This is a genomic window from Paenibacillus sp. AK002 (assembly GCF_053903045.1).
This window is the reverse complement of sequence record NZ_CP096377.1, coordinates 1210873-1231619: the sequence shown is the minus strand read 5'-3', so window position 1 is coordinate 1231619 and position 20747 is coordinate 1210873. Positions and strand designations below refer to the sequence as shown.

The window sequence follows — 20747 nt, the reverse complement described above, 5'->3', positions numbered from 1 at the left end:
CAACCTAGCCCCTCATGATTCCACAACGACATCTCCTCAATCCTAGCAGTCACCTGATTTGTTCCACGCTCCATCTATTCGCCTTTAAACTATGGACATCTCTTTTTTAACGGACTATAATGACAAAAGCGCTCCAAAAAACGAACATTAAGGCGGTAAATATGAGTAAATATATGTTATTATTTCAAGGGACTTCTTTTTCAAGCAAATCTCCCAAAGAAATTCAAGTATTGAGAGACTATCTTTACTGCGTCAACACGGACGGCATGATTGAGCGAGTCGTGGCACCGGAAGATGCCGACTATCAATCCTTGCTGGATACGTATCAAGGCACGGACAGCTTTCACCGACTAGAGGAAGGACAGTATTTCCTGCCTGGCTTTGTCGATTTGCATGTTCACGCCCCGCAATGGGCTCAGTCCGGAACCGCATTGGACATTCCGCTCTACGATTGGCTGAATACCCATACGTTCCCGCTGGAATCCAAATTCTCCGATCTGGAGTTTGCGCAAAAGGTTTACGACGATGTGGTAAGCACCCTGCTGGCCAACGGAACAACGACAGCCCTTTATTTTGCCACGGTGCATAAAGAAGCCAGCTTGTTGTTAGCCCAAATCTGTGCGAGCAAAGGCCAGCGCGGACTTGTCGGAAAGGTTGTCATGGACGACCCCGAGCAGAATCCGGATTACTACCGCGATGCGGATACATCCACGGCACTGGCGGATACGGAGGAATTTATTATCGCTGTACAGGAACTCGCCAAAACCACAAAACAAGGCGTGTATCCCGTCGTCACCCCACGCTTCATCCCAAGCTGTACGGATGAGGGCCTGAAGGGGCTAGGCGAGCTGGCAGCCAAATACGATACGTATGTGCAGTCCCATTGCAGCGAAAGCGATTGGGCGCACGGGTATGTGAAAGAGCGATTCCAGAAAAACGATGCGTTTGCCCTGCATGATTTTGGCCTGCTGCGCGATAAATCGGTCATGGCTCATTGTAATTTCCTTGATGACCAGGATGCCGAATTGTTCGCTGACACCGGCACCGCGATCGCGCACTGCCCGATATCCAACGCGTATTTCGCTAACAGCGTCATCCCGGTTGCCCGCTTCCATGCCAAAAATGTCGAGATCGGTTTAGGCTCGGATCTATCCGGCGGCTTCTCACCGAGTCTCTTCGATAATATAAGACAAGCCGTAATGTCCTCGAGAATGCTGGAAGATGGCGTGAACACCTCCCTTCCTGCGGAAGCTCGCGGCGTACCCGAGTCGAGGATTACGGTCCATGAGGCATTCTATCTGGCTACGGCCGGGGGCGGTGAAAGTCTGAGCCTGCCGATCGGTCGCATTCAAGAAAACTACGCATGGGATGTGCAGGTGATCGATACGAGACTTCCATCCGCGAAGCTGCCGATTTTTGACGAGTTTGAAGACATACAAGATATTTTTCAGAAAATCATGTATCTGGCACGGCCTGAGCATATCCGCGAGGTGTGGGTGCAAGGGGAAAAGGTTCATACGCGTTAAGAATAATAGAGGTTGTTCAACAAGCAATTCATCCTAACATTCGAGGTGTCCAGCGGAGTGAAAACACAAGCAGAAGAGCTAAATGGCACGCAAACAAAATCACAGCATTTAACGGTTCCGCCCGACGGCAAAATATCATTCGGGAAATCCGCCATTCTCGGTTTACAGCATGTCGTCGCGATGGACGTCTATGTCGTCCCTTTCCTGATTGCCATGTTAATCGGCTTAGCGCCGAATCAGTCCAGCGCATTGATTCAATCCACGTTTATTGCGGCCGGGCTTGCCACGATCGTGCAAACGTATTTCTGTATGAAGCTGCCGATGGCGCAGGGGCCTTCCTATGTTCCACTCGGCGCGATTGTCGCGATCTATGCCGCGAGCGGCGGAGGGGAGATGGGTTGGAGTTCCGTGCTGGGCGCGAGCTTGATTGGCGCGATCCTCGTGATTATTTTGGGATATACGGGAGTTTTCAATAAAATCGTTAAATCCTTCATCCCGCCCATTGTCGGGGGCACGATCATCTTCATTGTCGGTCTGTCGTTATTGCCTGTTGCGATTCGAGACAATATCTACGGCGCCACGGACGCCACCATCAATCAGAACGTACTGCTGGCCCTGATCTCAGCGGCTGCACTCATCCTGTTCGTCATCCTGGGTTCTGTGTTCCGAACAAGAGGCGCGATATTCCGCGTTACGTCCGTGATGGTCGCATTAATTATCGGATGTATCTCCGCCAACTTTATGGGTGTGCTGGATTTCAGCGCTGTCGCAAACGCCAAGTGGTTCAGCATGCCGCAGATTCCGTTTAAGGATTTTGGGTTCTCCTTCGACTTCTCGGCGATTATCACCATGGTCATCATTTACCTCGTACTGCTGGCAGAAACAACGGGTACGTGGTTTGCCATCAGCAACGTCATCGATAAACCGTTAACAGATAAGAACATTAATCGTGGGGTGATTGGCGAAGGGATCAGCTGCCTGATTGCTTCGGGACTCGGCTCGACGCCGGTTACCGGCTATTCCACCAATGCAGGCATCATCTCCATCACGGGTGTGGCCAGTCGTCGGGTCTTCCTGGCGGTAGGCGGATGGTTTGTCCTCTTCGGCTGCTCCGGCAAATTGGCTGCGCTGATCTCCTCGATCCCAACCGCCGTCATCGGCGGCGTATTCGCCATCGTCTGCGGCATCATCTCGATTAACGGGATCCAGGTGATGAAGAACGTAAAAATCGGGGAGAAAGAAATGTACATTATCGCCATCCCGATGATTTTGACGTTAGCGTTAGTGCTCATTCCTAAAGATTTCTTGTACACGCTGCCTACGTTCGTGCAGTATTTGCTGGGCTCACCGATTCTGGCTGCTTCGCTTGCAGCGATCTTGTTGAATAAATTGCTGCCTAGTACGAAGTAAGTTGTAGAGCGAGGCAATTGGAATTGTAAGTAAGGTTAAATGGGGCTGCCCTCAAAGAGACTACGTTTGTCGTAGGCTTTGGGGGTGGTTTTTTTGTATATGGGGGACACTGATCAAATCAAACATGTGTTTACTGAACCTGTGGTTGCACTCACCTCCTCTTGTTTCTCATCGCGGCTAGCAGCTTCACATTCCCATAGGCTCCTTCCACGAAGCGGCGATAATCAGGGGATTCCACCGGAACGATCGCGATTTGCCCCTTTGCATTGAAATGAATACCCCACCCGTACTTCTTCGGGAGCATCGATGCTCTCAAGCATGGTTGCGGCTTCATATAAAACTCGTCTCGAATCTGGTCCCCTCTCTCGGCTAACTCTGCCTCCGGAATGTTTTTGTGCCGGATATGCACTTCGTACAAAAGCTCCTCCTGGGTATAGCCATACGGATGATTCGTGATTAACTCAAACTCGATGCCCGGCTTGGTTTTTCCGTCTTTCTTGTCCGGCGGCTGCGTTCCAGTCTCAACAGGGCAATCTGCGGCAACGGTAATAAACGTATCATAGTAATTCCAATCCATCTTCGTTCCTCCTAATCAATATATAGCACCGCTCATAACACATCGACTTATTTATAACCAATTATAACCCTCTATCCCTGACAGAATCGGTCAGTCATTTTGAAGAAAAGCAGGTAATTCTATACAAATAATGAAAAGCGTCTGTTTAACAATTCGCGGATTGCGAATTGCCTTCTAAGCGGTATAACGCGTGTGGTATACTTAGCACAAAAAATTAGAGCGCGTGACGAAGGGAGTTAGTATGAACCATCATAGGATAATAGAACAAGCATTGATTCATATTGAGGAGAATTTAGAACAGCCTTTATCCGTGTCATCCGTTGCTCTTACTTTCAATATGTCTAAATATTATTTTCATAGGCTTTTCTCTGCCATGATGGGCTGTTCTTTAAATCAGTACATCCTATCTAGAAGATTGAATGCTGCTTTATCACTCATTCATAACAACAACTTGTCGCTTACCGATATTGCTTATCAGTTAGCCTTTGGTACGCAAGCCTCATTCACCCGGGCATTCAAACAACATTACGGCGTAGCTCCAAGCTCGCTAAGAGCAGGGTTCAAACAAATCTCTCCAACTCCAATACCTACTGTGGTTAAAAGACCATTTAAAAATATGAATGGTGATGTCGTCACGGATTTCACGCTGACAGAGTTCAAAGAGACCCGAATAAGCGGGATTGCCTTTGAAGTAGACCTAGCCACTGATGATTACAAGAAGAAGATTCACTCCCATTCCAAAATGCTGTTGAATCATATTGATGACAACATAAATGGTTCTTGTTTTGTCATTTATTCAAACTGTCAACCCAATTCAACCCGGTTCAAAGTTATGTTCGGAATCCCAAGTGACATTCAAATTCATGAACCCTTTTATTTCACGGTTGATGTACCGACTATTTTTTGTGCGAGGTTCAACTATTTTGGCGACCTGCTTGATATTGGAGAAGTGCTCAAAACAGACTATGCAAGATTCTTAAAGATTTCCAGGCAAGAGTCTGATCAATCGGATATTGAGCTTATCCAGGTTTTTAATGACGTCCACAATCTGGATTCAACCTACCATATCTATGCACCAATCAAGAAAGTCCCTGACGATCTGGAAATTTAATGTTGAACCGAGGAGCCAAACCGTCAGAGGAACTATTTATTTCATTCAATTAGGGAAGATCGAAGACATCTCTAATTCGATGCTTACTTACGTTCCGACCAAATAATATATCCGATCCATATAAGAGCAACTCCCATCGGTATCGCCAATGCCCGATCAAACGGATGGGGGAGGATTGCAGCAGCAATGGTCACTACAGAAGCGAAGGCCAGCAGAATTGCTGCTAGGCGAGGGAAGACTCTGGCACGTAATGTGGCGATGCCTAGCAACAGACCTCCTAGCATATACAATACTCCCGCGAGCGGTGCTAATATTGGGAAGATCCCCAGATTAGCCTCGCTAACCGTTCCTCCAAAGAGTCCAGCCATACCTTCCACAAACTTCTCAGCATCACTTGTCAACAACGGCAAAACGAATGCTTCGATGAAACTAAAAATGATTGAGATTAACCAGAACAGATTGAACAAAAGGAAACCGACCAAGCCAAGCCACCCCGCTTCTTTCGCTTGGCTTATATAGAATCCCGTAATTCCGATCAGGTTAAAGAGCGACATAGCCATAGTCAAGCATGCAACCACTACCCAAGAGTTTGTGTGCACAGAAGAGATATCATCTGTCGGGTGGATAAACTGAATGACGATATATAGAATCCCTGCTATTACTGCCATAAATCCTGACCACCGTTTGAGAACATGTGGTGTTATTATTGTTTTACTTCCCTCTTTATTGTGCTCTATATTCACGATGATTCCTCCACTTCTAGATATTAATAACATGATCGCCAAGTCTTTTCTCGACATGACAGGTTTTCGACTCCAACCATCCATTGAGGTTATTTTGAATTTTTTTGCTACGGCCCCTTCCTTATTATGTTTGTCGAATATAACTTAACAAATATAGCCTGCCCTTACTTTTCAAATCTTGCTGTAATTGGTGAAGGGATCGTAAGGAATCTTAAAACAAAAAAAAGCACCTCTCTCGAGATGCAAACGAATCTACAATATATTTCCCCCAAAGGACGGGGAAGCGCTTATGATAGGCATTCTTCAAGAAGAGCCATTAGTCGCCTCAAAATCTTTTTCAGAAGTCAGCGTTCAAGGATGTGCATGCGAGAATCTTACTTCAATAATATGCAAATGGTTTACGCCATCCATCCCATCTGCCACTTCCTACTCGCTCCCTCAACCTATCACTGTGCTGACAGATTCGTTCGAAATGAAGGCAAGTCAGTTGCCTTACCCATCTCGCTCAGCAAATTCTCCATGCTCGCTCTCTGAAAGGACGCCAGGTATACAGCCAACAGTTCATCCGTCTCCTCTTCGGATACGTCAAGTTCAAACACGATCAGCACATCGTCCTTCAGATAGATTTTCCATGCATTCAGCTCCGATCCTTCCTCCATCTCATGCTCCGCTTCCTCCAGACGCATACATCCGCGATAGTCGGGCAAGCTCCACATGCTCTCATCGAATATAGCCCAATACGGCAGCCGATCCTCAACGCCCAACTGAACGAATCCCTTGCCAGCGAGAAAACGTTGAAGCGATCGATTTTCCAGCTGCCAGTCTGGAGAGTTCCACGCGCACAAATAGACCGGCGGATCTTCCTGCTCCAAATCCTGAAGTCTGATCCCGCAATATATCACGGACTCCTCTACTTGATAGAAGACCAGAAACGCCTTATCTGTCGTAAAAAAAGTATCATCCGGAATGAACACATCCTGCAGAGGGAGCGGTTCATATTGGTTGTTGCACCCTTGGGTGATGTATGGGGAATGCCCCAAAATCTTATAATATTCCCGCAGCACCGTCGGCAATGAAAAACCCAGGCTCTGTTCCTTTGCTTGTATGTCCGCCTCCGGAATGCCGTGGGACCCCTTATGATGCTCTCCTAATACATGGAGAAGTCCTTCGATTGTCGCTTTCATAAAGTTGGGTCAACCTCCTCGATGTATATCGTTCAACAAGCTTCTGCGAGTTCTTATAGAGAATATTGATACGCTTCGCAACGAATACAATCTAATTTATTCAATCTAACAATCATGAATTGAATAAGTCTGAAACTGAAACCTTTTTCCAGCCTTCAAGTCCGATTAAATGCAGTATCCGTTCTTTTTCTGAAGCATCAAATTTGTCCGTATCTTTTTTAAGACTCCCTTCAAATTCCTTCATGTACTGCTCATTACTCGTGTCGGTAACATACATATAATAGACATCTTGGATCGTATCTCCGTTGCGAAATTGAAATTGAAAGACATACATTTGTTTAATTTCTTGAATTTTAGGCAGTTGTTCGGGTTCCCCACTCTGTGCCCATTGTGCGGCATTCCTCAGCAAATCAGGGTCACTTTGAACATTGATCAGTTCGGGTTGAACGCGACTGGAATCATTACGGTACATATAAATATTTATCATATCCAATTTTACGGATTCTTCTATTTGATCCTGATTTCTTGGCGAACAGGAAGTTAGGAGGGAAGCAACAAGAACAACTCAGCACGCTTGCCATGCAGAGCCGCAACGCCTCGCCCTAATCGCTCCGCAGTATCCTCCGCTTCGTTTCCATGCAAGAACGACATCACATTATAACCGGTCGTCCTTGACTAAAAAGGACTCATAATGATATTTCTTAACTGAACCAATAGAAAATCAATGATTTTGGCCGGAGAGGTCATTGTCGGGAAAATAATGTACATGGATGCGATCACCCACCCCATGCCCGTCAGGGTTGCAAAGGCGGCTTTTTCTTTCCTCTCGGCTGATTTTATTCTAGGCAATTGATAGGAGAGCATCAACAGGACGAGGACTGTTATACCGACGATATAAACCACTTTCATGCTTTCACCTCTTTGCTTGAGAAGGCTCAAGACGTCCCGCCTTTTCCTGTTCTTAAAACATGTGCCTTAATATCAAAAATCACATCAACTGTAGGATATCTATCATCCCATTCACCTTTTAGCTCCCGCCACTCGTCCGGGTATTTGCGCCTGAATTCATCTGCAAAACCGATCACGTCCGCTTTCATCTCTTTTTGCACGATTTCAAGCGTGGCCGACAGACGCCCTTCAATCTTTTGAGCCAATGCATCTTCCAGCTTTCTAATGCTTTCCACTTCGTTTAGGTCCAAGTCCGTTTGATTCTGAATGATATCGTCCACGGTCTCGATCCTTATTGTCATTGTTAATTGTTGTCCATCGATTTCCGGAATTAAATCGGCGTTTCCCTTAATTAAATTCATCGATACATACCCATCTGCTCCCTCAGGCTTCACTGTGACAATCGTCTCTTTAATCTGATTTCTATACCACATTACTCCTCTGGTCAGCTTGTCATCGATGGATCCGATCATTTTCCCTTGCCTTAAAATAGCGGAGCGATTGATATACGCGATCGTTTCCCTCGGTGACTGCCCTTCTTCCGGAGGCAAGATATCAATCATAGGAAGAATGGCATCCCCGGACTCACCCTTTAACATCTCCATTAAGTCTAACAGTGTCGCTCTCATTAGCACGTCGGATTCAGCCAGTTTGATCAGTGCCTCAGATGAGCTTCTTTCCAACGGAGGGCTTAAAGCAACGATCTCTTTGGCACTTCCTTTACTAATGAACACATAGCTTCTCAAGCGCGGCTCAGGATGGCGGACAAAGAAATCCAATTCGCTAACAATTCCTGTCTCGGCAAACGCCTTGCTGATCACGATCGCCTCCGCATGGCTCCAAAGAATTTCACGGGACATCTTCTCATCAAGATCCTCGATCGCATCAGGTATTGATACACCTGATCCCGTCCGAAGAATGGTGCTGCTGCCTCCTCCCTGACTCCCGTCCTGTCCGCCGCTTTTATTGCCGCCAGGGGAATGTACTTCAACGGTGATTTCGATATTTCCCTCTTCCGTTTTATCCAGAGCCACTCCGGTAACAATCGCAAGATCATTGGTTTCCCGTCGATCCCAACAGCCCGTAAGCAACAACAAAATTACACAAACGAAACAAAGGGTGATGACCCGTCTCATTTCTTTGACGCTCCTTTACGCTTGAAAAACGTAGTACGTAGGTATGCTGCACACAAAAGAAATACGGGAATCGCTACCCCATATACTAAAGTATCCATCACCCCGCGTGAGACGACTTCAAAATGCTCCGCCGCCTCCGCTGAATTAAGAAATGCCTGCATGGCAAATACCCCAACCAAAAACCCCATTGGCAATATAAGCAATCGATAGCTGGAAAGGTTAAGCCACTGGGCAGTTCCCAGTACCACGATATAATAAAAAGCACAGAGCTTGATGAAGGTTCCCGCAATCCAAAGCGCCATAACGAGTGATTCGAGATGAGACAAAAATTCAGCAATGCTAATATACCTGGAAGCGCTCATGAGTGGAGCATTAAAATTCGCTGTCACATCCCCGAAAACCCAAATCACGATCAGATTGGTCACCACCAGCGTTAGCGTAACAACGAATACGGAGAGCATCCCAAATTTCATCCCTTTTTGACGATCGGTTAGGAAGGGGAGAAAAAAATAAACGATGCCGAATTGGGCGAACCATGTGTATAACACCCATGACCCCTTTAATGCGGGCATCCATCCATTTTCCATCACGGGGAGCATCCGTTTCATATCGACATCCGGCAGCAACAGAATAATAATCACTAGAAAAAGAAAGAAAAAAACCGGAAAAACCATTCCGGAAAGCCTGCTAATAACTTCAAGTCCCCCATGTAATGCAAATGCGCATAACAGTAGCATCATGCCGATGATGACCACTTTCGGGGTATGCGGCAGAAATTCACTAACCACGAATTCTCCGTACTGCCAGAACATCACACTTAACGAAGTCACCAGCAATATTAGCAGAACCAGCCCCAGTACTTTGCCGAGAAAGGTTCCAAGAATATGTTCGCTGTATTGCATAATGGTCGCTTCCGGATAAAGCTTGTTCAACCTGTATGCGATATATATACTTAAAACCCCCAGCGGGGAAGCCAAAATCGGCGAGATCCATAAATCCTGCTTAGCCGCTTCAAAGACGGAAGCCGGAATAAAAAGAATTCCCGTTGCCAAAATAGCGTGGTACATCAATATTCCCATTTGCAAGGCAGATATTTTTCCCTTTTCTATCATCGAACTCACCTCACCCTTGCTCTCCATCGCCTCCCCGATCGGAAGTCGGTTTCTGATTAGAACTTTGCCGATATTTATTATATTCCCCTGTAAGATGGGGACGCGTATTTAATTTCCATAAAGGGGCGCGCATGAGCGCATCTTTCATATCCCTTCCTTTCATGGGAGCGGCCGGAGAAAGATAAGGAACGCCGAAGGAACGCAGCATGCTCAGATGTGTCATGATGGCCAGGATACCTGTCACGATCCCTACAAGCCCAAACGTCCCAGCCAGCAGCATGACCGGAAAACGCAGCAGCCTGATAGGTATTGCAAGATTGTAACGCGGAATGGTGAAGGAAGCGATACCGGTAATCGCAACGACCATAACCATATGATCTGATACTAAACCGGCGTCCACAGCTGCTTGGCCGATCACCAATGCTCCCACAATGCTGACGGCAGCCCCTACCTGTTTTGGAAGTCTAAGTCCTGCTTCCCGCAACCCTTCAAACGTGATCTCCATAAGCAGAGCCTCCACCAGCGCCGGGAAAGGAACGACTTCTCGGGAATCAACCATCGTAAGCAGCAATGTCGTAGGCACCATCTCTTGATGGTATGTAATAATGGCAACATATAGCGACGGGAACAAAAGAGAAATAAAAAGAAATAGATAGCGCAGCCAACGGGTTGCCGTAGCTATCATAAAATGATGGTAATAATCCTCTGCCGATTGAAACAAAGAAAAGAATGTTGTCGGAGCAACCAACACAAAAGGCGTACCATCTACAAGGATAACCACTCGTCCCTCAAGCAGACTGGAAACCGCCGTATCAGGCCGTTCCGTAATAAGCACTTCCGGAAAAGGGGAGTAAGAGTAGTCTTGAATCAGTTCTTCTATATAACCGGATTCCAGAATCCCGTCGACATCTATTCGTTTAAGGCGGTTAGTCACTTCTTCAACCAACGTTCCATCGGACAGATCTTCAATATAAGCGAGGGTAATCGCGGTTTGCGTATAACGGCCCAACTTCAACGATTTCATCTTTAATTGAGGGCTTCTAATCTTTCTTCGCAGCATAGAGGTATTGACCTCCATGGCTTCCGTAAACCCTTCACGCGGCCCTCTGACAACCAGTTCACCTGTAGGCTCTTCGATGGATCGCTTCTCCCATTTAGCCAATCCCAGGGCAAACCCCTGCCCATGACCCTCCAATAACAAAATTGGATTCCCGACCGATAACTGTTCGATACAGGCATTAAAAGTCGCAATCTTTGTAACCTCCGCCACGGACAGCCTCTGCTCAATCAACGTTTGTGGATGAACCGATTTCCGTTCCGCTTTTTTCATAAGCGGTGTTAACACGTGGCTATCCATCTCTTCAACATTGGATAGACCTTTTATGTAAATTAATTGGGCCTGTATATGACCAGCAATTGAGAAAGAGCGAAAAACCACATCAGAGCAGTCTTTATACAGCAATTGCAGCACGTCCAGGTTTTGGTTCAAATCAGGGTGAAGCGGTTGTGGGTCCTGTGCATCCGTCTGTTGTGCTTTATGCGTTTTGGACGCTTTATTGTTGTTTTTTCTGGACTTGAACTTTCTGCGAAACAACACCTCTATTCCACTTCCTCCATGGTGTAAGGATATGAAAAAGTTCTTTTTCAAGTTACACTTAGTATCCCGTTTCCTTATCAAAATATACCATTACAGGAAGTTCAAGTTCATTTCCCTGATCTGGTCCAAACCGTAACTTCAATGATCCTTCAACAGTCCTTGAACTTTTAACGATTCAGCCTCCAGATTACACCTTACATAAAAACTCCACCAGAAAACTCCACCAGTTCCTTCTATCATCTTCCGGTGTGCAACCATCAAAAAAACGCACCTCCTTGTGGAGATGCGTTTTTCACTGGAATTTCATATGCAGCAACCGCATGTGCTGCAACTTTTCAGATTATTCCGGGATATTCCCGCCAGCCACACGGTCCCCGGAATTGCCCGCCGGGTCGGTGACATTGTCATCCTCGCCGGCATGTATGATCAGCGAACGTCCCAGCACCGAGTTCGGCTGGTTCTTTTCCAGCGTGCCATGCTGAATGATTGTCTCCGCTTCCACGGTGCCGTCTGCGCCCACGACCAGGTTCGGCATGTCGCCGACATGGCTTCCTTGCGGATTCTCCAGGCCATGATGCTTGTGGGTCGGATTAAAATGCCCCCCGGCAGATTTAAAATCCGTTCCCTTTATCGCATTCTCATGCACATGGAACCCATGCTTGCCTGGAGTGAGGCCGGATGCGGTAATCTTAACCTTAACCCCGTCATGGATCTGCTCCAAGGTAGCGGAACCAACCGGCTCGCCCGCCGCATTGTACAGCTTGACTACAGGCTGCCCCAGGGATTCCTTCCTGGAAGCCTCGCCCCAGTACACGGGTTGGTTAACCGGATCTGAAACCATGCGAGCTGGCGCATCGCTGCCGGTAGGAATGTTAGGATCCGAGGTCGCCGTCTCTTGTTCCGCAAAAGGGCCATCGGCGGTGGCGTTGTCCTTGCCATTAACGAAGTGGCTTATTTTAGACATCGTGTGTTGAATCGTACCTAAGGTTCCTTCTGGATTCGCAGCAGCGAACATAATCCCTATAATTAGCAGGGCTCCGGCCAGAAACGCCCCAGCCATATATTTTAACTTGTTGGTCAACTTTTTCACTTCATCGCCTCCTGAATGATGATATTCATTCATCTCCCAATCGACTGATTTTATACATCCAAGTCGTTATTTTATGGGATAAGAGGCATTTGGGTTGGTCAGAGAGGGGCTCGATAACGGTTTTAACGCCCCTCTGGCAAAATGAGTTCTCTCATCCGATCCGTATGTTTGGCGGAAACCACATATACATCTTCTCCCCATTCTTTGAACCCATAGCTGAACACACTTTCCTGACCCTCTTCCCCCAACCACAGCTTGATGGCATGAATCGGAGATTGCTGGGCATAGACGACCATCACATCGTAATCCGGGTCCGTACGTTTGGCATCATCCGGCTGCTTGCGAGCGGTACGGATCGCTTCCTCAAACGCTCTTACATCTTTCGCATCCTTAAAGGACAACAGTGTATCCCCATTCATCTCGTCCCATGTCTCGAAATCCGAAATCCGGATTTCGGCAACCTGTTCGTCCAGAAGCTGCATCGTCTCCCAACCGGGTTCCTTCTCGCAGCCTACCAATAGAGCCGTCATGTAAAGCATCATGATCATGAATAATCGCTTCATATATAAAACCGTCCTTCCTTATCTATGAAAATATTATGGGATGATCCCATGCAACTTCAGCTTGTCTATTAGCATGGCTCTATAGTTCTCTTGGTCGTAAAGGGAGTTATTGATTAACTCCTTGTTCAGTCCGAGCTTGTCCAAGATCCTGTGCTCCAACTCGCGCCGGGCTTCCAATACTTGCAGAGTCCCTTCGACGCCTTCCAGACCGTGATGTTTGCCATAGCCCTGTCCAGTGTAGTAATGAACGAACCCTGTGGACCAATCCTCCGGGCGTTCCCGAATGGCCTTGCGGAATGCGTATTCCAGGTCGTTCTGCTCAATGTAGAACAGGAGGGGATTTAGCGGAAGAACCGCTTTTTCCAGCCCCAGCACGTAGTCCGTCACTTGATCTTCCGGCGCATCATGCTTCACCATGCCGACGGTCACCGGATTCTGAATGAAACAGCACTCAAAAATCGTGACGGTAGGCTCATGCAGCGCCTGCTCCGCAAATGCCTCCCACCGATCGGTGATGAGCCACCGGTTGAGGTCCAGCGGGAGCTCGTAAATATCCTTCTTAGCCAACGAATGATATAGATCATCCGGAAAAGAAGCGCCATATTCGTTCTTCAGCTTCTGGTAGGGCAAGAGGTTCCAGCTGCCTTTTTTGACAGCCCGTTCGAGCATTATTTCTTTAAAAGGGCCTGCGACTTCCAGCAACTGCCCGAATTCCTCTTCCGTCAGACATGCGATTCCCTCATAATCCGCCGGGTGGTTGGTATCCCCCTCCATCACCAGCCGGGACTCGATGTTGTGCTCGGAAAGAATGGCATGAATCATACGGGACGTCGTTGACTTGCCGAACCCCGGCAGGCCCTCAACCATGATTAATTTCGTCTTCATTTCAAATCCCCTTCAATTCTCAAGAAATGCTTGCAGCTTCATGTATTCAGTGGGAGCCTGTGAATATCCTTTTCTCTATCTATTGATTAGACCCAAATTAAGGTATGATAATGTTACTACTTATAGAGAGGTGTTCATACATAAATGAAGAAGACTTTAGCCCTTTTGTTGATGTTCGCTATCTTAATTCTCCCGTCACAGGCTTATGCTGCCCCACCCTCCATCAAAATGTCGATCTCCGAGGTTAATAAGATCTACTTTGAGGATTACAACAAGAGGTTAAAGGAGGTTAAGTCTGCTATTCGGACATATAAAGCTCCTGTGTGCTCCAATGTAACCACCCTCACGAATCAATCCAAGCAGCTGACATCCAAGTACAACAACCTTAAGAAGTCCAAAGCCAGCAAGACGGAACTGAGTCAAATGAAGGCAACACTTGATAAGGCTAAGAAAAGTCTTAGTGAAGCAAAGAAAGTCTGCAATAAGGAAACAGCTGAAACGAAAAAAGAACTCAATGGACAAGTTAAAGAAATTTCTTTAGCCAAAACTTCCGGAGTCAAGCTGAACGTCGACTCTTATAATAAAGGAACAATCACCAGCTCAACGTTCGATAAGGAAATACGCAGTATCGTGAAGCTTGTGGACGATGTTTTCACATACATTCTAGAGGATCTGGAGTAGAGCAAGCGGCAGGGTATAACCTGCCGTTTTTTTATTGAACATCGTTGAGCAAAATATAAGACCGTAGACATTACCATCTACGGCCTTTCCCACATTCAACCTAACACCCTACTCCAAACTACTAAACTCATTCATACGCGCAAGTTTTACAAGATCAGACTTAGACCATCCGAATTCTCTAGATTTCACCCTGCAATATTTGCAAGAGCAATGAATCTTCCCCTTAGCAAACTCACCTGTAAACTTGGCATGCCAACCAAGCTGTTTAGCAAGCCTGCTCTTACGCTGGATCACTCTCCGCCGATGATGACGGTAATACGAACGAGTACGATTGTTGCCTTTGCTTTTCATTCCATCACGCCCCTTGGGATAAGGCCCAGCCTGCAAAGGCGCCAAGAGGGTTACGTCATCCTTTACAGGCCGAGCGTGATGAAACTGCTACATTGCACAAACACCATGGATCACCTCAACTGGATGTGATTTAAACCTGTATACTTACTTACCAACTCCGCCACTCTCTCTACATGCACCGTATGCGGAAACCTCGTCTTGAACCTGCTCCAAGGTACCGAAACCCACAAACTCGCCATATCCTTCCCTTAAATCCCATTTATCTAATTTAACATCAATTCCATCTACAGCTCTAAGCCTCTCCGCTAAACTATATACCCATTCTCATGCTGGGGCGTTGTCCAATATATGATATAAAAACAGCGGGTGGTCTCTCATTAATTTTTGTATTCATTTGATCCCCCTCTATCTAGTTTTAAGTTTAGGGATAATTATACCATAAGGAATTCATAGAATTCATAGACTACTACTCAAAGAGAATTCAATTATCCGTTCACAACAACACTAAAAATGTTTGTATCTCACCCCTCTCTATTAGCCATAAACAAGAAGATCTTGCTAGTAACCAAAGTTCATATATGTTACTTTATACTTAACTACAATCCACTAATTCCGGAGGTAAATATGAAGAAAGCACTAATTTTTCCTATTATTCTATTAGCATCATTTTTTTCAATTTTAATTCCCAAAACAGAAGCTAATGCCGCTTCAAACGTTGTGCCAAACAATGCTTATATATCTGATGAAATTGCAGTTTTTTTAGATGGTGAAATTCTTGTAACACGCGAAAAATCCTATACTATCGATGGAATTAAAAATCATGGAACGTATGTTCCTGTAAAGATAATTTCTAAGTTTAAAGACATAACGATAAACTACGCCAAGCCAATAACAGTTAAATCAAAAAAAGGAACATATAAAATAAATAATAGTAACTCAGTTTTATTAGATGGGGTCACTTATATAAAACTAGATTACCTTTATAAGATAACAGGGTACTCTGGTAAACATGAATATGAGCCTAATACAATTTTCCTATGGAGCAATAATGAGGGTAAAGCTAAATCAGATAAATTAATCTCTCAGATAAAACAAGTAAAGAATGACAATCTAAAAACTTTCATGGGCAAAAAAGTGTACATATATGAGGGGGAACAAGTTGGGCGTGTAATCGAGATTCTTCCGTACAGTGGAAATAGTGTAGCGTTTAAGATATTGTTGAATAATGGAAAAGTGATTGAAGAAATAGTAATTGGCTCAGAGCCTGATTCCTTCTGTAGTTATTTCTTGTATGAAACAATCAACTACATCTACTCAGGAAAATATTATTGGGCAGATAAAAACTATCTACCCTCGTCTAATCCATTATTAAATATAGAGAAGGTTTATTTCAAATCTGTAAAGATGAAAGGAAAAACCCTTCTCGTTGAAGCGAAAAGATCAAGTGGAGCAGCTGTCACTTTTAAGCTACCCTTTTATGATGATCCTGGTATAGTGATTAGAAATGGGTTTTATACTGTTAACCCAAAAAGCATTTATCCTAAATGGAGCGATGCCACTTGGAATAGAATAGTACAGCAAAAAATTGCTATTGGTATGAATCAAGATCAGGTATTGTTATCATGGGGAAGACCAAATGATACATCTTCTTATTCAAGTAATACATTAACAATGGATCAATGGATATATGGTGATACTTATCTCCACTTCTATAACGGAATACTCGAATCATGGTCAGATTACTAATAGACAACAGGGCAGTTTATACACTGCTCTTTTTATATTTATCTCCTTATATTACCTCATATTTTTTCGATGATTCGCTTAAAGGTTGCAACTTTTTTTCGTGTTTATTGCGCTAATAATAAGATCTTTATAAAAAATCTTGGTGTGGAGATGGAAATGCTGTGGAATTTTTTTATACCATCCCCCGTACGCTGGATGCAGACGTTTGTCAAACTTTAGCGATTGTTCGTATACCACATTCTACATTTTAATCAATACACTGGTATATGTATATGAGACATAAAAAAGACAATGTAGCTTCAAGCCACACCGCCAATTTACTCACTTTACTGTTTTTACATCCCTCTTCTCAATGACATGTCGTATACGTAACATGTCTAAGCCGTCTTGAAGATAATCCAATAACGGCATCTTAGCAAGCATACTGTATAGTCGATTAAATCCACTTTCAGGCCGATGACGGCCATTTTTTTGTTTCATCATTTGTTCTCCTATTCCATTCGCGATTGAATTTTGCCATGCATGCACGTCCCTTATTATAGATCAAGGTGCTGCAGCCCGTACACTTGGATTACCGGAAAAAGACAGCAAAAAGGCTGCCGAATGGGCAGCCTTTGAACTTGTCATCCAACGCGGGTTGATCCCCACTCCTGTCCCAACTCGAACAGCAGGTTAGCGATCATCTCTTGATGTCCTGCATGTTCACCAGATTTCTCCCTGAGTGGCACCGTCAGCATCCGCATCGCGAGCAGATACTCCTTCATATCGGTACTCTGTACTGCTTGCGGGCATCCAAATCACTCCACACCCTTCAACGACTCAATCATGTGAATCCGCGTCACTTTTTTCCGAAGCATGAGGTTGGAGAGGAGGGTCAGGAAGAATGCCAGCACAACCGATGCCAGCATAATCACAAGGTTTAATTGATCCGGAATTTGCTGATGCGTACTCGAGAGCGCCTGGATGATAATCGAATAAACATAACCGCTGATCGGCAGAGCAACAATGACCGCAAAAGCGGTTAACAGCATGTTCTCAGAGAAGATCAGCCGGTTGATTTTACGTTTGGGATAGCCTAAGACCTTCAGGGTGGCAAGCTCACGGTTCCTTTCATAAATGTTGATGGAAGAGATCGTGTAGATGGCGCCGAAGGACAGAATGACGGCACAGATGATAAACATGATGAAAATAAAGCTGTTTTGCTTTAGCATATACTGCGCTGATTTCTTCAGATCATCCTTGTCCGCAATGGCCTCCACCTGCGGGTCTTGTTCGAAGAAGCTGCGAACGCCTGCCAGATCGGCAGCGCTATGGACGCTCACTAACAGCGAGGCGGGATCGTAGTCGATACCCAAACTCTTCATATAATTCGGTGTGCTGTAGAACGACGGATTCGAGTATTGTGTGGAAATATCCAGAACCTTCATATCAACGATGGTTTGGTTAAGCTCCGGTGCGGTGAATTGAAGCTGGATCGTATCCCCTTCGGCTATATGATACTGATCCGCGTAAGATTTCGGTACCAGCACGCCATGGTCTTCTAACGATAGCCGATTGCCTTGTTCATCATAAAAGCGAATCAGCTCATTATCCTGCTCCGTAACCACAAGCGTAGCATTTTCTTTGTTTTCCCCTTGGATGAGTTCCACAGGGTAGGTGGACAACCTATAATGGTCTGCAATGCCGGAGGGCAGTGCTGCCGGATCCGGAAACGATCCCATTGCATAATCGACTCGTAAATCATACGTATTTACCTCTTCAATCTGGCCGGCTACCTTGAGCAGGGCCGTCTGCGTGCCGAAAGCCGTGATCAACAAAACCGTACTGACCACAACGCCAACGGAGCTTGCGAGTGCTTTTTGTTTATTTAAGAAGATATTTCTTAGAATGATCTTGTAACTGTAAGGGAGCCGACTCCACATCCCTGGAATGTTCTCGATGAACAGCCTCTTCATCTTCTTGGGTGGCTTCGGACGCATTGCCTGCGCAGCACGTTCTTGCAAAATCGCTCTGCCGCTGAAATAGCAGGACAGCATGCCAAACGCACTGGAGCAGATCATCGGAGGTAGGAGCGTAAAGAACGAAAGGGAGAACGTCAGGTCAGGTAGGGAGTAAGATCTTCCAATCGACGTTGTTATGAGTGGAATGAACAGGGCGGCAGCGATGGCATAGCCCAGGATGGAGCCGATGACACCTGCCAGCACGGGGTAGCCCATGTAATGCAGCATGATGCTTCTTTTTTTCACCCCTAATGCCTTCATAATGCCCACTTGATTTCGCTGGGAATCGATAATCCTCGACATGATCAGAAACAGAATCACCGCTTCAATCAAAAAGAGAACGATCGGGATCACTCTGCTCATCAGCTTATTATTATGAATCGTTTGCTGGGTCTGGGAATAGTTGAAGGTCCGTTCTTTGCTAACCTGGCTTACATAAGGGAGTGACTGGGAATGTGCTTCAATGGCCTGGCCTAACTGGTCCATGTCGTAACCGTCCTTGGCATCAATCAGGATCTCATTGTAGTACATGCCGCCTGCGATTTCAGGAATGGTCTCTTCGGGGATATAAGCGATTCCATAAGCTTGGTGGTCCTGGGTTTCGTTCTTCTTGGCATGCTCCACATTCTCATTCAAGCCGCTGATCGTGAACGTCATGTCCTTGTCATTCACACGGAGACTGATGGAATCACCGACACGGTAATGATGCGCCTCGGCATAGTGGGAGTCCAACAGGATCTCATTCGGCCCTTCTGGCATCCTGCCCTCCATCATCCTGGACGTGTTGATTGCATTCGGTACGGGGATCGAATGCACCGTTAAAGTAGCTTTATGATTTTCAAAAGCCTGTTCGGCCTGGACGGTATAACGCCCTTCGATATGTTGAATGCCATCAATACTCCCTAAATCCTCGACATCTCCTGCGGAAATTTGACTGTAATAGACGTTGAAGTCGCTTAGATTATGTTCTTGAAAATACCCCTTCGTATAGCCGCTAAGATTGTCGCTCAAGGTGACCAGCCCCGTGTAGAAAAAAGCTCCCACCGCGATGACCAAAACAATGGCTATGAATTGTCCTACCGACTGTTTCATGTCCCTTAACAATTTCAACGCTAAAATCTTCATCACCACTCGATCCCTTCAACGCTTTGTTTGTGCTCATTGATCGTGATGCTCTCGATCTTCCCGCTCTTGACGCGGATCACTTTATCCGCCATCGGCGCGATGGCCGAGTTATGGGTGACCAGCACGACGCATGTCTTCGTTTCCTGGTTCAAATCTTGAAGAAGCTTTAAGACGGACTTTCCTGTTACATAATCCAGAGCACCGGTGGGTTCGTCGCAGAGGAGAAGCGCGGGATTCTTGGCAACCGCTCTTGCGATCGCAACTCTTTGCTGTTCGCCGCCAGAGAGCTGGGAAGGGAAGTTCTTCAAACGATCCGTTAGTCCAACCTTATGTAAAATATCTCGTGCATCCAGATGGTCCTTACATACCTCTGTCGCAAATTCCACGTTCTCCAGCGCATTCAAATTCGGAATCAGGTTATAGAATTGAAATACGAAGCCAACCTGCTCGCCGCGGTATTCGGTTAATCTCTTCTCGCTCCATCCCGTAATCTCTTGATCTCCAACAAACACTTGTCCCGAAGTAGCCGTATCCATCCCGCCGAGGATGTTCAAAATCGTGCTTTTCCCTGCCCCGCTGGCCCCTAGAATCACGACGAATTCCCCCTCTAATATGGAGAAGTCAACACCCGCCAGGGCTTGAATCGTCACTTCGCCGATTGGATAGGCCTTGGTTACCTTTTTGAATTCGATTAACGTTGTCACTTCGTACATCTCCCCGTCTTGGATTTTCAGTTGGCCTTGATGCGTTTAATCTCATCATTACACCTTACGGTACAAGAGACACCCGACACGCGACGTATTCCATCATCAGCCTCAGGAAGGATTTCGCTTTAGCGACGGGCTAAGGGAATGCGATTACTGACTCCGGACGCAATTTTCTAAAAGGAAGAAAAACAAAAAGACCGCCATCCAACTGTGGGATAGCGGTCTGTTCCTGCGTACGATACCTGATCTTGTCTG

General features: G+C 45.9%; 19 protein-coding genes. 5 read left to right on the top strand and 14 right to left on the bottom strand.

The genetic code is table 11. The features are described from left to right. Positions 1 to 161: 161 nt before the first annotated feature. The gene (guaD, locus tag M1D70_RS05270; protein ID WP_456289334.1) at positions 162 to 1526 is read left to right on the top strand and encodes a guanine deaminase; all 1365 of its coding nucleotides are present in this window, start codon (positions 162 to 164) and stop codon (positions 1524 to 1526) included. 57 nt (positions 1527 to 1583) lie between these two features. Beyond that, on the top strand, positions 1584 to 2936 hold the full coding sequence (locus M1D70_RS05265) for a uracil-xanthine permease family protein (RefSeq protein ID WP_456289333.1): 1353 nt from the start codon (positions 1584 to 1586) through the stop codon (positions 2934 to 2936). Positions 2937 to 3087: 151 nt separating this feature from the next. On the opposite strand, the gene M1D70_RS05260 is transcribed toward M1D70_RS05265, so the two are convergent. Next, positions 3088 to 3513 (bottom strand): DUF6157 family protein, encoded by a 426-nt coding sequence (locus M1D70_RS05260; RefSeq protein WP_456289332.1) that lies wholly within the window; start codon positions 3511 to 3513, stop codon positions 3088 to 3090. A 241-nt stretch (positions 3514 to 3754) separates the two neighbouring features. On the opposite strand from M1D70_RS05260, the gene M1D70_RS05255 reads away from it, so the two are divergent. Continuing rightward, on the top strand, positions 3755 to 4624 hold the full coding sequence (locus M1D70_RS05255; RefSeq protein ID WP_456289331.1) for a helix-turn-helix transcriptional regulator: 870 nt from the start codon (positions 3755 to 3757) through the stop codon (positions 4622 to 4624). Positions 4625 to 4707: 83 nt separating this feature from the next. On the opposite strand, the gene M1D70_RS05250 is transcribed toward M1D70_RS05255, so the two are convergent. The 10 genes from M1D70_RS05250 to M1D70_RS05205 form a co-directional block, all read right to left on the bottom strand. Further along, positions 4708 to 5367, bottom strand: a complete 660-nt coding sequence (locus M1D70_RS05250; protein WP_456289330.1) for a hypothetical protein — start codon at positions 5365 to 5367, stop codon at positions 4708 to 4710. Between the two features lie 446 nt (positions 5368 to 5813). Next, positions 5814 to 6551, bottom strand: coding sequence for an SMI1/KNR4 family protein (locus M1D70_RS05245; protein ID WP_456289329.1), 738 nt, complete (start codon positions 6549 to 6551; stop codon positions 5814 to 5816). A 112-nt stretch (positions 6552 to 6663) separates the two neighbouring features. After that, on the bottom strand, positions 6664 to 7038 hold the full coding sequence (locus M1D70_RS05240) for a hypothetical protein (RefSeq protein ID WP_456289328.1): 375 nt from the start codon (positions 7036 to 7038) through the stop codon (positions 6664 to 6666). A gap of 188 nt (positions 7039 to 7226) precedes the next feature. After that, entirely contained in the window at positions 7227 to 7460 is a 234-nt protein-coding gene (locus tag M1D70_RS05235; protein WP_456289327.1) for a hypothetical protein, read from the bottom strand. Between the two features lie 26 nt (positions 7461 to 7486). Then, the gene (locus M1D70_RS05230; protein ID WP_456289326.1) at positions 7487 to 8635 is read right to left on the bottom strand and encodes a Ger(x)C family spore germination protein; all 1149 of its coding nucleotides are present in this window, start codon (positions 8633 to 8635) and stop codon (positions 7487 to 7489) included. After that, positions 8632 to 9747, bottom strand: coding sequence for a GerAB/ArcD/ProY family transporter (locus M1D70_RS05225; RefSeq protein WP_456290390.1), 1116 nt, complete (start codon positions 9745 to 9747; stop codon positions 8632 to 8634). The genes M1D70_RS05230 and M1D70_RS05225 overlap by 4 nt, the downstream gene beginning before the upstream one ends. A 10-nt stretch (positions 9748 to 9757) precedes the next feature. Next, the gene (locus tag M1D70_RS05220) at positions 9758 to 11344 is read right to left on the bottom strand and encodes a spore germination protein (RefSeq protein WP_394056466.1); all 1587 of its coding nucleotides are present in this window, start codon (positions 11342 to 11344) and stop codon (positions 9758 to 9760) included. Positions 11345 to 11684: 340 nt separating this feature from the next. Continuing rightward, positions 11685 to 12434 (bottom strand): superoxide dismutase family protein, encoded by a 750-nt coding sequence (locus tag M1D70_RS05215; RefSeq protein WP_456289325.1) that lies wholly within the window; start codon positions 12432 to 12434, stop codon positions 11685 to 11687. Between the two features lie 122 nt (positions 12435 to 12556). Then, the gene (locus tag M1D70_RS05210; RefSeq protein ID WP_456289324.1) at positions 12557 to 12997 is read right to left on the bottom strand and encodes a hypothetical protein; all 441 of its coding nucleotides are present in this window, start codon (positions 12995 to 12997) and stop codon (positions 12557 to 12559) included. Positions 12998 to 13030: 33 nt separating this feature from the next. After that, positions 13031 to 13882: a PRK06761 family protein gene (locus M1D70_RS05205; RefSeq protein WP_456289323.1), complete on the bottom strand. Its 852-nt coding sequence runs from the start codon at positions 13880 to 13882 to the stop codon at positions 13031 to 13033. Between the two features lie 144 nt (positions 13883 to 14026). Here M1D70_RS05205 and M1D70_RS05200 point away from each other — a divergent pair, with 144 nt between their 5' ends. Both M1D70_RS05200 and M1D70_RS05195 read left to right on the top strand, forming a co-directional pair. Further along, the gene (locus M1D70_RS05200; protein ID WP_456289322.1) at positions 14027 to 14563 is read left to right on the top strand and encodes a hypothetical protein; all 537 of its coding nucleotides are present in this window, start codon (positions 14027 to 14029) and stop codon (positions 14561 to 14563) included. A gap of 975 nt (positions 14564 to 15538) precedes the next feature. Continuing rightward, on the top strand, positions 15539 to 16660 hold the full coding sequence (locus M1D70_RS05195) for a hypothetical protein (RefSeq protein WP_009593410.1): 1122 nt from the start codon (positions 15539 to 15541) through the stop codon (positions 16658 to 16660). A gap of 623 nt (positions 16661 to 17283) precedes the next feature. Here the strand turns inward: M1D70_RS05195 and M1D70_RS05190 are convergent. The 3 genes from M1D70_RS05190 to M1D70_RS05180 are packed head-to-tail and all read right to left on the bottom strand — an operon-like array spanning position 17284 to position 20489. Then, positions 17284 to 17424, bottom strand: a complete 141-nt coding sequence (locus tag M1D70_RS05190) for a hypothetical protein (protein ID WP_456289321.1) — start codon at positions 17422 to 17424, stop codon at positions 17284 to 17286. Between the two features lie 33 nt (positions 17425 to 17457). Continuing rightward, on the bottom strand, positions 17458 to 19785 hold the full coding sequence (locus tag M1D70_RS05185) for an ABC transporter permease (RefSeq protein WP_456290389.1): 2328 nt from the start codon (positions 19783 to 19785) through the stop codon (positions 17458 to 17460). Further along, positions 19785 to 20489, bottom strand: a complete 705-nt coding sequence (locus tag M1D70_RS05180) for an ABC transporter ATP-binding protein (protein WP_096775026.1) — start codon at positions 20487 to 20489, stop codon at positions 19785 to 19787. Before M1D70_RS05180 ends, M1D70_RS05185 begins: the two co-directional genes overlap by 1 nt. Positions 20490 to 20747: the final 258 nt, after the last annotated feature.